This is a genomic window from Dyadobacter sp. CY323 (assembly GCF_021390245.1).
Taxonomy (GTDB): Bacteria; Bacteroidota; Bacteroidia; order Cytophagales; family Spirosomataceae; genus Dyadobacter.
In genome coordinates this window covers 1-12,215 of the sequence record NZ_JAJUXH010000002.1, presented here as the reverse complement: position 1 = coordinate 12,215, position 12,215 = coordinate 1, and the positions used below count along the sequence as shown (strand labels likewise).

The 12,215-nt window shown below is 46.3% G+C and carries 9 protein-coding genes; 5 read left to right on the top strand and 4 right to left on the bottom strand.

What is annotated here, in order from left to right:
- Window positions 1-14: 14 nt before the first annotated feature.
- On the bottom strand, window positions 15-407 hold the full coding sequence (locus LZG72_RS03400) for a hypothetical protein (RefSeq protein ID WP_233867535.1): 393 nt from the start codon (window positions 405-407) through the stop codon (window positions 15-17).
- 208 nt (window positions 408-615) lie between these two features.
- Between LZG72_RS03400 and LZG72_RS03395 the strand changes: the two genes are divergently transcribed.
- The 3 genes from LZG72_RS03395 to pafA (LZG72_RS03385) all read left to right on the top strand — a co-directional run bounded on the left by LZG72_RS03395 (window position 616) and on the right by pafA (LZG72_RS03385) (window position 6,865).
- A complete protein-coding gene (locus LZG72_RS03395; RefSeq protein WP_409017653.1) occupies window positions 616-3,402 on the top strand; it encodes a M16 family metallopeptidase in 2,787 nt (928 codons plus the stop codon).
- 117 nt (window positions 3,403-3,519) lie between these two features.
- Entirely contained in the window at window positions 3,520-5,187 is a 1,668-nt protein-coding gene (gene pafA / locus LZG72_RS03390) for an alkaline phosphatase PafA (RefSeq protein WP_233867531.1), read from the top strand.
- A 10-nt stretch (window positions 5,188-5,197) separates the two neighbouring features.
- Window positions 5,198-6,865 (top strand): alkaline phosphatase PafA, encoded by a 1,668-nt coding sequence (gene pafA, locus LZG72_RS03385; protein ID WP_310590540.1) that lies wholly within the window; start codon window positions 5,198-5,200, stop codon window positions 6,863-6,865.
- A 27-nt stretch (window positions 6,866-6,892) separates the two neighbouring features.
- Here the strand turns inward: pafA (LZG72_RS03385) and LZG72_RS03380 are convergent, their stop codons facing one another.
- From LZG72_RS03380 to LZG72_RS03370, 3 genes are all read right to left on the bottom strand, one after another.
- A complete protein-coding gene (locus LZG72_RS03380; protein ID WP_233867529.1) occupies window positions 6,893-7,327 on the bottom strand; it encodes an NfeD family protein in 435 nt (144 codons plus the stop codon).
- A gap of 1 nt (window position 7,328) precedes the next feature.
- Window positions 7,329-8,240, bottom strand: a complete 912-nt coding sequence (locus tag LZG72_RS03375) for an SPFH domain-containing protein (RefSeq protein ID WP_233867527.1) — start codon at window positions 8,238-8,240, stop codon at window positions 7,329-7,331.
- A 124-nt stretch (window positions 8,241-8,364) separates the two neighbouring features.
- On the bottom strand, window positions 8,365-9,531 hold the full coding sequence (locus LZG72_RS03370; RefSeq protein WP_233867525.1) for an acyl-CoA dehydrogenase family protein: 1,167 nt from the start codon (window positions 9,529-9,531) through the stop codon (window positions 8,365-8,367).
- A 212-nt stretch (window positions 9,532-9,743) separates the two neighbouring features.
- On the opposite strand from LZG72_RS03370, the gene LZG72_RS03365 reads away from it, so the two are divergent.
- Together LZG72_RS03365 and LZG72_RS03360 are read left to right on the top strand one after the other, a co-directional pair.
- Window positions 9,744-11,060 (top strand): UDP-glucose/GDP-mannose dehydrogenase family protein, encoded by a 1,317-nt coding sequence (locus tag LZG72_RS03365; RefSeq protein WP_233867523.1) that lies wholly within the window; start codon window positions 9,744-9,746, stop codon window positions 11,058-11,060.
- 33 nt (window positions 11,061-11,093) lie between these two features.
- Window positions 11,094-12,086 (top strand): UDP-glucuronic acid decarboxylase family protein, encoded by a 993-nt coding sequence (locus LZG72_RS03360; RefSeq protein ID WP_233867521.1) that lies wholly within the window; start codon window positions 11,094-11,096, stop codon window positions 12,084-12,086.
- Window positions 12,087-12,215: the final 129 nt, after the last annotated feature.

Below are 12,215 nucleotides of genomic sequence, written 5' to 3'. Positions count from 1 at the left end.
TTTAAATGAGGTGATTATTCTCCCCGGTATCGCACAGCCAGTCCGCTCAACAGATAACCTTCCTTGTTGACACTGGTGTAATACTTGTATTTGACATTAATGATCGCATCTGCACCGATTTTCTGTGCCTTCATGACCAATCTCGCGGTTAGCAATTCCTTTGTTTTCGCATCATTTCCCCGGTACATCATTCGCTTATCCTGCGTTTGGCGCTCGGTCAGCGAGTCTTCACTGCTGATCTCAACCACCGCGATTTCGGAGTACGGACGTTCGAGTGGCTGGTTATCATAAAGGACTTCGATCGGGTATTTGGTATTACTGGAAATGGGAATGCCTCCCGAGCAGTTCATCAGGACAATAGCAAGGCAGGATGCGGAAACGCGTTTTAAAAATAGAATGGGGGACATTGAATTACAGATTATATACTTTAGAAACGGTAACGCGGACAAAGAATTCCTGTTGGGGAATAAATATAGCCGCTTTGAATGATTACATACAAAGTATTGCAAAATGTTGCAGGCACTTTTGAAAACCATTTATCCATAACCCATTGCTAAATGCGATATTCTGCGCTATTTTCAGAGGTGTAAATCTCTAACCCATCACAAAATGGTCATGAAAAATAAAAAGTCACAACTGGCGGGATTGATTCTTGCCGGTTTGCTCGCCACGCCGGTACTGGCGCAGCAGCTGCCAAAAGGCGCGACGAAAGTCACTTCTGTGGAAGGTATTACGGAGTACAATCTCGAAAACGGGTTAAAGGTGCTGATGTTCCCCGATCCCTCGAAGCCAACTATAACGGTGAACGTTACCTATCTCGTAGGTTCACGCCACGAAGGTTATGGCGAAACGGGAATGGCGCATTTACTTGAACACCTTGTTTTTAAAGGAACTCCAAAGCATCCCAACATCCCGCAGGAGCTCACCGAGCACGGTGCCCGGCCAAATGGCACCACCTGGTACGACCGTACCAACTATTTTGCGACATTCTCTGCAAGTGAGGAAAATTTAAAATGGGCGCTCGATCTGGAATCGGACCGGATGATTAATTCCTTTATAGCTAAAAAAGATCTCGATAGTGAGTTTAGCGTGGTGCGGAATGAGTTTGAGTCGGGGGAGAACAGTCCGTTCCGCGTGTTAATGCAACGGGTGATCTCGGGTGCTTTTTTATGGCATAATTATGGAAAGTCCACCATTGGAAACCGGTCGGATATCGAGAAGGTGCCCATTGATAATCTGCAGGCTTTTTATAAAAGATACTACCAGCCGGACAATGCTGTTGTTACGGTTGCGGGTAAGATCGATGAGGCCAAAACGTTGGCGCTGGTCAATGAATACTTTGGTAAAATACCGAAACCTGCGCGCGTACTTCCCAAGTCTCACACCATTGAACCTACTCAGGATGGTGAACGGTTTGTGGAACTGAGGAGAACCGGCGACGTCCAAATGCTGATGGCGGCCTATCACATTATGCCCGGCTCGCACGCCGATTATCCAGCGATGGAAGTTCTGACCGAGTTACTTACTACTGAACCCAATGGCAGACTTTATAAAAATCTGGTCAATACGAAAAAAGCTTCATCCATTTTCGGGTTTTCATTTCAGCTTTTCGATCCTGGAATGGTGTTGTTCGGGGCTGAGATATTAAAGGAAAAATCTTTGGACGAGGCAAAAAAAGCATTTACAGCGACACTTGATTCCGCCGTCGTACTCAAACCTTCTGCGGAAGATGTGGAAAGGGCCAAAACAACGATCCTGAAAAACTGGGACCTCAATTTCCGGAATTCGGAAAGGGTAGGGTTGAGCATCAGTGAGTCGATTGCTACCGGGGACTGGCGTCTTGCCTTTTTGTTCAGGGACAATATCCGAAAAGTCACTCCGGACGATGTTTATAAAGTTGCTCAATATTATTTCAAACCGTCAAACCGAACGTTAGGAACATTTGTGCCGGAATCCAATCCGGTACGCGCGGAAATTCCGGAAGCACCGAACGTGCAGGATCTCGTGAAAAATTACAAAGGAGAAGCGGTTGTCGCGGAAGGCGAAGCATTCGATCCGTCCCCGGCAAACGTAGAAAGCCGCACTGCGAGGACGGAAAAACCAAACGTGATTGAAACCGCATTGCTGCCTAAAACAACTCGTGGAAATGTAGTTGCTGCGCGTATCACACTGCGTTATGGCGACGAGAAAAGCCTGATGAACAAGGCTACGATTTCGGACCTCACTGGCTCGATGCTCGACAAAGGCACAAAAACCAAAAGCCGCCAGCAAGTGAAGGATGAGTTTGATAAACTAAAAGCGCGGGTAAGCTTCTTCGGTGCGAATAACCAGGCCGGTGCCAGCATTGAAACAACCAAAGAAAATCTTCCGGCGGTTTTAAAATTGGTAGCCGAAGTATTGAAAACCCCGGCATTTGATGAAAATGAGTTTGAAAAACTGAAACAGGAAGAGCTTGCGGGAATTGAGTCGCAGCGCAGCGAGCCTCAGGCCATTGCATTCAACCAGTACCGTCGCATTGTTACGCCATATCCAAAAAGCGACATCCGTTATATCGGAACGTTTGACGAAGATGTGGAGAGTATCAAAGCAACGACCATCGAGCAGATCCGCCAGTTTCATAAGGATTTCTATGGTGCCAATCACGCATCAGCCTCGGTAGTGGGAGATTTTGATAAGGCTGCGATTGAAAAGATTTTAAACGATGAGTTTGGTAGCTGGAAAAGTGCAAAACCATTTACCCGCATTGCCTCACCGTATGTTGCCGTAAAAGCAGAAAACAAATCACTAGAAACGCCGGATAAAGCAAATGCGATGTTTGTGGCGGGAATGGGAATGCCATTGCAGGATACGGATCCCGATTATCCGGCTCTGATCATGGGCAATTACATGCTTGGAGGCGGCTTTCTGAACTCCCGGCTGGCGACGCGCATTCGTCAGAAAGAAGGATTGAGCTACGGGGTTGGGTCTCAATTTACTGCGAGTTCGCTGGACAAAAGCGGAACATTTATGTCTTACGCAATCTACGCGCCACAGAATGCCGAGAAACTGGAAGCTGCATTCAAAGAGGAAATCGATAAGGTATTGAAGGAAGGTTTTACAGCAGAAGAGCTGAAAGCTGCCAAATCCGGTTATCTGCAATCGCGGCAGGTTGCCCGGTCGCAGGATGCATCTTTGACCACTACATTATCAAATAACCTGTATTTGAACCGTACCATGCAGTGGGATGCAGATTTTGAGAAAAAAATCGATGCATTAACTCCTGAACAGATCAAAGCGGCATTTAACAAACACATTGATTACAACAAGCTTGTGATCGTGAAAGCAGGCGACTTCTCAAAATCCAAAAAAGGTGCTGCTGACGCAGGTGCCCCGGCGCAGTTAGGCGGCAGCCAGAAAAAATAGAGCAAGTATAAAGTCTGATTGGAAAACCGGTTGCATATTGCGACCGGTTTCTGTTTTAGAAATAGTACATGCTTATCTTTACCCAGTATTGAAACCATCGCTTACGCCTCTCTGCAAATGAAATTCATTTCAACCCTCGCTATCCGATCATTTCTGATCCTGTTTATACTGACTCCCGTAGTTTTCGGACAAACCAAAACAGCTCCTAAACCGTCCAGGCTGGCCAGACCGAAGCTGGTTGTCGGGATTGTTGTCGATCAGATGCGGTATGATTACCTGTACCGGTATTACAATAAATACAAGGAAGGTGGCCTGAAAAGGTTGATGAATGAAGGTTTTAATGCCCGTAACAACCATTATCATTATGCATTAACGGTTACCGCGGCGGGGCATTCGGCTGTTTACACGGGTTCTTTACCCGCCATTAATGGGATTGTCGGAAACGAATGGTACGATTCGGAAGCGGGCAAAGTGGTTTATTGTACCGACGATAATACAGTTGCCACCGTGGGTAGCAGTAATGAAACGGTCGGGAAAATGTCTCCAAAAAACCTGCTCGTGAGCACAGTCACGGATCAGCTCAGGATTGCAACCAATTTCAGGTCGAAGACAATCGGAGTAGCCATTAAGGACCGCGCGTCTATTCTTCCCGCCGGACACGCTGCTTCCGGGGCATATTGGTTTGATTCTAAAACCGGCAATTTTGTGACGAGTACTTACTATATGGAGTCGCTGCCGGGCTGGGTAACTGCTTATAATAATCTTAAAAAACCCGCAGAGTACGCAAATAAAGGATGGAATGCACTTTTACCAATTGATCAGTACACGCAAAGTACACCGGACGATCAGGTTTGGGAAGGTAAATTGTCGAATGCAGAGAAACCCGTATTTCCGCACGAACTGACCGGCACGGCGGGTGATGCGTTCGGTGCATTTACGACTTCTCCCTGGGGAAACACCATGACGAAAGAAATGGCGATTGCGGCGATTAAAGGTGAAAATCTTGGAAAAGGCGCGGATACCGATTTTTTGGCAGTAAGTTTTTCCTCTCCCGACCGCATAGGTCACATGTTTGGCCCAAATTCAATTGAACAAGAAGATAATTACCTGAAACTCGACATGGAATTTGCCGAGTTATTCAACTTTCTGGATAGCTGGACAGGAAAAGGGAACTATACCGTTTTCCTCACTGCCGATCATGGCGCAATGGACGTACCGGCTTTTTGGCAGGAACATAATTTGCCAGCAGGTCTCATGAGCGCAACTGCATTGACCCGCGCGGCTGTGAAAGCTCTGAACGAGGCATATGGCGAAGGAGAATACATTTCCGGCATTGAGAACTACCAGCTGTATTTAAACAAACCCTTGTTGAAAGAGAAAAAAGTGAGCGTTTCTGACGCCTATAAGGTTGTGCGTGAGGCATTACTGCCAATGGAAGGAGTTGCTGATGTACTTAATCTGAAAGATATCGGTCGCGCACCTCTGAACACCTATCAGGTGGAAATGTTCAAGAACAATGTGAATGCAAAACGGAGCGGAGACCTGCAAGTTGTTGTACAACCTGGTTGGTTTGCAGCCACTTACAAAACGGGCACCGATCACGGCACACCTTATAATTACGACACCCACGTACCTTTCCTGCTTTATGGCTGGGGTATAAACAAAGGCGAAACACTTCGTCGCACGACCATTGCAGACATTGCACCAACCATTTCTGCGCTGTTACACATACTTCCGCCAAGTGGCAATGTTGGTAATCCTGTTGAAGAAGCATTAATCAAATAAATCCTAAACCGTGAAGAAAATTACTTTTCTAGGCCTGTCCTTTCTTGTCTGTCTTTCGGTAGTTGGCCAGACTCCCAAAAAGCCAGCTGCAAAATCCTCATCCGCGACCTCGTCGCTCGCGCGCCCGAAACTTGTAGTCGGCATTGTAGTGGATCAAATGCGTTACGATTATCTGTACCGCTATTACGATCAATACACCGAAGGTGGTTTTAAGCGCATGATGAACGAGGGGTTCAATTGCCGGAATAATCATTATGCGTATGCATTAACTGTCACAGCTGCCGGGCACGCATCAGTATATACGGGATCTGTTCCCGCTGTGAATGGGATTGTCGGAAATGAGTGGTTTGATGTGATTGCCAAGCAGGAGGTGTATTGTGTAGAAGATAGCACCGTGAAAACCGTGGGCAGTACGAATCCGAGTGTTGGTAAAATGTCGCCAAAAAATCTACTCACCAGTACGGTGACCGACCAACTGAGGATTGCTACCAATTTTCGCTCGAAAACGATAGGCATAGCAATCAAAGATCGCGGCTCCATATTACCTGCTGGCCACACGGCGAATGCAGCCTACTGGTTTGATTCAAAAACCGGAAACTGGGTGACGAGCACATTTTACATGGATGATCTGCCGCAATGGGCAAAGGATTATAATGCAAAGAAAATGCCGTCGGCATATTTGCAGAAAGGATGGGATTTGCTGTTATCTGCGGATAGTTATGGCCAAAGCTCACCGGACGATGTAGCTTGGGAAGGTAAGTTGCCGGGTGCTAAAAAGCCGGTTTTTCCATATGAACTTGCCGGTCTGGCGGGGGATGCATTTGGCGTCGTAACGGACACTCCGTGGGGAAATACGATTACCAAGGAAATGGCAATCGAGGCTGTGAAAGGTGAAAATCTCGGAAAAGGAAAGGATACTGATTTTTTAGCGATCAGCTTTTCATCGACGGATAAAATAGGTCACCGGGTTGGGCCGAATTCCGTTGAGCAACAAGATGATTTTCTGAGATTGGACCGCGAGTTCGCCGATCTGTTCAATTTTCTCGATAGCTGGGTTGGCAAAGGAGAATATACCGTGTTCCTAACCGCTGACCACGGTGTGGTGGACGTTCCCGGCTTTGCGGCTGAACATAAGTTGCCATCCGGTTTGGTGGACAGGAAACTGTTGACTGCGGCTGTTACCGGCGCATTGAATGACACATTTGGTAAGGATAAATATGTGATCAGCACCGATAACAATCAGCTTTATCTGGATCATGATTTGTTGAAAAAGAAAAAACTGAAAGTGTCTGATGTGGCAGAAGTGGTTCGGGAAGCTGCTTTGAAAGTGCCTGGTATCGCCGATATAGTCGATCTTTCGGACATGGGAAAAGCGCCACTGAATACGTATCAGCTGGAATTGTATAAGAACAATGTAAATGCAAAAAGAAGCGGGGATATTCAGGTTTTGGCGCAGCCAGGCTGGTTTTACGGCACTTCCACTGGCACGTCGCACGGTACACCTTATAATTACGACACGCAGGTGCCTTTCATAATGTTTGGCTGGGGGGTTAAGAAAGGCGAAACGTTACGTCGTACGTATGTTTCCGATATTGCGCCCACCATCGCTTCCTTGCTTCACATATTGCCGGGAAGCGGCAATATTGGAAATGCAGTGGAAGAGGCTTTGAAAAAATAGTTAAGAATTTGGCAGGAAGTAGGGCAGTCAGGATTCTTCAACGATCAGGACAATCCCGTCGGTTTTGGTGATCACTACCTTACTTCCTGCCGAAATTGTGCTCTCGTGAACTGAGACGGCCTTCCATTCTGCCCCGCGATAGTAAATTTTCCCTTCCCCGTTTGTTGGTATATCTTTAATTACCAATGCAGTTTCGCCTACAAATTCATTGTATTCAGAGTCATTTGTACGACTGAGTAGTCTGCGGGCGTGTTTTCTGAAAACCATTAATGAGATGAGGGATATCGCTGAAAAGGCGAGGATCTGACTTTCTGTTGTAGGTAGGAAACCCAAAACTGCTAATAGGGAAGTAAAAAGCGCACCTACCGCAAAAAATACAAAGACGAGAAGGACACTTACCAATTCTGCCAAAAGCATGATCAGTCCGACGATGAGCCAAATTTGTGGCAAAGACAGTTCCATACTATTTTTTCTGTTCGGATTTAACAACAGTTAAAGCTGTGGCGATGAGCGAGCCCATATCGGCCAGATTAGCGGGCAGTATCAATGTATTTCCTGCTTTTGCCAGCTTACCAAACTGTTCTACATAATTGTCGGCCACTTTTAGCTGAACCGCTTCCACCCCGCCGTCCGTTTGAATGGCCTGAGCGACCAGCCTTATGCTTTCTGCCGTTGCTTCGGCAACGGAGCGCAAAGCCGCCGCCTCACCTTCGGCTTCATTGATCTGTCTCAACCTCAAACCTTCCGATTCGAGAACCACTTTTTGTTTCTGACCTTCGGCAACATTAATTGCCGCCTGTTTCTCGCCATCCGATTGCAAAATCACGGCCCTGCGTTCCCTTTCCGCCTGCATTTGTTTTTCCATGGCGATTAAGACACTCTGCGGCGGTGTGATGTTCTTGATTTCGTACCTGAGCACTTTCACACCCCAGCCGGTAGCAGCTTCGTCAATGGATTCTACAACTGCGCGGTTGATCGTCATTCTTTCTTCAAACGTCTTGTCAAGGTCCAGTTTGCCTATTTCGCTACGCATAGTCGTTTGTGCGAGCTGAATGACTGCGAATGTGTAATCTGCGATTCCGTACGCGGCTTTTTTAGGATCGATAACCTGAATGAAGATCACTCCGTCCATTCGCACCTGCACATTGTCGCGGGTAATGCATATCTGCTCGGGGATATCTATCGCGGTTTCTTTGAGCGTATACTTGTAAGCGATCCGGTCGAAAAAGGGGATAATAAAGTTTATACCGGGTTGAAGAACCGCATAAAATTTGCCCAGCCTTTCAAGGATGTATGCGGTTTGCTGAGGAACAACTTTAACGGTCATCAGGATCGTGAGGACCACTAGTACCAGTAAAACAATGAGTGAGGTCATGAGGTTATTGGTTAGGTATATCGCGAATGTAGCCATAACCTGCTAGGCTTGCAATGCTTGATATACCAACCAGGGCAGAAATTTGCCCATCGGCGTTACTCCGGGATAGGTGGTTTTAAAAATGTTAATCTTTTAATATTTCTTTTGATATTACCATTTTCTGGATTTCACTGGTGCCTTCTCCGATGGTACACAACTTACTGTCCCTGTAAAATTTTTCCACGGGATAATCTTTAACAAATCCATATCCGCCGAAGATCTGTACCGCTTCATTCGAGACGCGGACGGCTGTTTCGGAAGAATGGTATTTCGCAACCGAACTTGCCAATGTCACTTTTTCACCGGCATCTTTCAACGCTGCGGCATGGAATGTGAGCAGCGACGAAGCCTGGACATCGGTATACATATCGGCTAACTTGAATGCAATCGCCTGGAAATCGCAGATCGCCTTTCCAAACTGTCGCCTTTCTTTCGAATAAGCCAATGCGGCCTCATAAGCTCCGAACGCAGTACCGACACCCAAAGCGGCAATGGATATACGTCCGCCGTCGAGCACTTTAAGAGATTGTATAAACCCGTCGCCGACTTCCCCCAAACGCTGGCTATCCGAAACCCGGCAGTCCTGGAAAATCAGTTCCACTGTTTCCGACGCGCGCATTCCCAGCTTGTCTTCCTTCCTGCCTGCGGCGAATCCGGGCGTGCCTTGTTCAAGGATAAATGCAGTCGCTCCGTGTTTGTCGCCCGGTTCGCCCGTTCGGGTGATCACAACGGCTACGTCGCCGCTTTTACCATTCGTAATGAAATTTTTTGATCCGTTCAGAATCCAGTCGTCGCCATCTTTTACAGCTACCGTCCGCATATTACCTGCATCGGAGCCAGTATTTGGCTCGGTGAGTCCCCACGCGCCTACAAATGCGCCGGTCGCGAGCTTTGGCAAATAGTTATTTTTTTGGGTTTCATTTCCAAACATGAGGATATGGTTGGTGCAAAGAGAGTTATGCGCAGCCATGGAAAGACCAATGGATGGATCGACTTTGGATAGTTCAATAATGGCTGTGACATACTCCTGATATCCCAGGCCCGAACCGCCATATTCTTCGGGAACAAGCATTCCCATTAAACCAAGGTCACCCAGGCTTCTGAAAAGCGCTTTAGGGAATTGCTGGGCCTCGTCCCACTCTCTTATATATGGCTTGATTTGTACCGCTGAAAAATCCTTAACCGTCTCTTTGATCAGGTTACAAGTCTGATTCCGTTCACTTTGCGTAAGATCTGATTTTACTGAAGTCATAGTTGTCGATGATTATCTTTGTAATTATCAATGATAACGAGATTTGAATAAAATCACTAGCCGCTCACGAACAAATCAAAACGGGGAAGGTGAACATTCGCTTAAAAAAATTACTTTTGTTATAATCTGAACCCTTTCCGCTTAGTTAAATCCAATTCCATTGCTTTATAAGAGTATACCGTAACGTTATATATAATAATTATCACATTTTTATGAAAATTGCAGTTGTAGGAACAGGTTATGTAGGTTTGGTAACCGGTACATGTTTTGCCGAGACAGGCAATCAGGTAACATGTGTTGACATCGACGTAAGAAAGGTTGAACGTCTTCAAAAGGGAGATATCCCCATTTACGAGCCGGGTCTGGATGTGCTTTTTGACCGCAATGTCGCAGAAGGCCGTTTGGTTTTCACTACAAACCTTGCGGAGGGTATTAAAGATGCGCAGGTAATCTTCTTAGCTCTTCCTACACCTCCCGGTGAAGACGGTTCGGCGGATTTGAAATATATATTGAAAGTGGCTGACGATCTGGGACATATTCTTGACAAATATGCTGTGATCATCGATAAGAGTACAGTTCCGGTGGGTACGGCGGAAAAAGTGAATGCTGCCATCGCGAAAAATGCAAAAGTAGAATTCGACGTGGTTTCAAATCCTGAGTTTTTACGCGAAGGTGTTGCCGTTGAAGACTTCATGAAACCCGACCGTGTCGTGGTGGGTACGTCGTCCGAAAAGGCGAAAAAGGTAATGGAAAAACTATACGCTCCATTGGTAAGACAAGGTAACCCGGTCATTTTCATGGACGAACGTTCAGCTGAAATGACCAAATATGCTGCCAACTCGTTCCTGGCGATGAAAATCACCTTTATGAACGAAATTGCAAACCTTTGTGAAAAAGTGGGCGCAAACGTAGATGATATCCGTCGCGGCATCGGTACCGACAGCCGGATTGGAAAGCGTTTTCTTTTTGCCGGAATCGGATACGGCGGAAGCTGCTTCCCGAAAGATGTTCAGGCACTTGCAAAGACTTCCGCAGACTATGACTATGATTTCCGTATCCTCAAATCTGTAATGGAAGTGAATGACGATCAAAAGAAGAAATTGCTTCCGATGGTTGATAACTATTTTGAAGGGAGTCTCAAGGACAAAACAATCGCTGTTTGGGGACTTGCATTTAAACCATATACCGATGATATCCGCGAGGCGCCGGCATTAGAAAACATCGAATCACTACTGGAAGCCGGCGCAAAAGTGACCGTTTACGATCCGGAGGCAATGAAAAATGTAAAAGGTATCCTGGGAGATAGAGTAACATTCTGCCACACGCCTTATGCAGCTCTGGACGATGCGGACGCATTAATGATCTTCACAGAATGGCCTCAGTTCCGTACGCCGGAGTTCGAAAAAATGGGCAAATTGTTGAAAAATAAAGTAGTTTTTGACGGTAGGAACCTCTATGAGCTGGAACAAATGCGTGAAATGGGCTATACCTATTTCAGCATCGGAAGAGAAAAAGTAATCCCAGCTTAAAGCGATTAAGAAAAGAATTTAACCTCTCATTAAATGAAGCGTGTACTAATTACCGGAGCAGCGGGTTTTCTGGGTTCTCACCTATGTGAACGGTTTCTCAAAGAAGGCATGTATGTGATCGGGATGGACAATCTCATTACCGGCGACATGCGGAACATCGAACATCTGATGCCGGACCCGAACTTTGAGTTCAATCATCACGATGTTACAAAGTTTGTGCACATCCCCGGCGAGCTGGACTATATTATGCACTTTGCATCACCTGCCAGCCCGATTGACTATCTCAAAATTCCTATCCAGACGCTGAAAGTTGGCGCGATGGGAACTCACAACCTGCTGGGGCTTGCCCGTGTTAAAAAGGCAAGATTTATCATTGCTTCCACTTCGGAAGTATATGGTGATCCACTGGTACACCCTCAGACTGAAGACTATTGGGGACACGTGAACCCGATTGGTCCGAGAGGCTGCTATGATGAGGCGAAACGTTATCAGGAAGCGATAACGATGGCGTACCATCGCTATCACGAACTGGAAACACGCATTGTGCGGATTTTTAATACGTACGGTCCAAGAATGCGATTGAACGACGGACGTGTACTACCTGCGTTTATCGGACAGGCGTTGCGGGGGGAAGACATTACCGTATTCGGAGATGGATCTCAAACCCGTTCGTTCTGTTACGTAGATGACCTGGTAGAAGGTATTTACCGTTTGCTGATGAGTGATTATTCATTACCGGTAAACATTGGTAACCCGGTTGAAATCACCATCGGTCAGTTTGCGGAAGAAATTATCAAATTGACCGGAACGGATCAAAAAGTGGTTTACAAGCCGCTCCCTCAAGACGATCCGAAGCAACGTCAGCCGGACATTACGAAAGCGAGAGAGATTCTCGGCTGGGAACCAAAAGTTACGCGGGAAGAAGGTTTAAAAATTACCTATGATTATTTCCGCAATCTGCCGACGGAAAGACTTTACGAAGAGTCAAACCACAGAGGTTTTGAAGGATTTAGTCAAACAAAATAACAGGTCTGATAAGAGGGTGTCTCAATTAAAAACTGAGGCACCCTCTTTCATTTGGGTTTTTTATAACTTGGAATAACGGTTTAAAAACTCAGATCAATCGCTAAGACGCTTGTTTTGCGGGATTGCGTT

What these genes read in the sequence shown, in the direction of transcription:
- LZG72_RS03400 (WP_233867535.1), bottom strand. Translation starts at nt 407, where the DNA reads ATGTCCCCCATTCTATTTTTAAAACGCGTTTCCGCATCCTGCCTTGCT.
- LZG72_RS03395 (WP_409017653.1), top strand. Translation starts at nt 616, where the DNA reads ATGAAAAATAAAAAGTCACAACTGGCGGGATTGATTCTTGCCGGTTTG.
- pafA (WP_233867531.1), top strand. Translation starts at nt 3,520, where the DNA reads ATGAAATTCATTTCAACCCTCGCTATCCGATCATTTCTGATCCTGTTT.
- LZG72_RS03380 (WP_233867529.1), bottom strand. Translation starts at nt 7,327, where the DNA reads ATGGAACTGTCTTTGCCACAAATTTGGCTCATCGTCGGACTGATCATG.
- LZG72_RS03375 (WP_233867527.1), bottom strand. Translation starts at nt 8,240, where the DNA reads ATGACCTCACTCATTGTTTTACTGGTACTAGTGGTCCTCACGATCCTG.
- LZG72_RS03370 (WP_233867525.1), bottom strand. Translation starts at nt 9,531, where the DNA reads ATGACTTCAGTAAAATCAGATCTTACGCAAAGTGAACGGAATCAGACT.
- LZG72_RS03365 (WP_233867523.1), top strand. Translation starts at nt 9,744, where the DNA reads ATGAAAATTGCAGTTGTAGGAACAGGTTATGTAGGTTTGGTAACCGGT.
- LZG72_RS03360 (WP_233867521.1), top strand. Translation starts at nt 11,094, where the DNA reads ATGAAGCGTGTACTAATTACCGGAGCAGCGGGTTTTCTGGGTTCTCAC.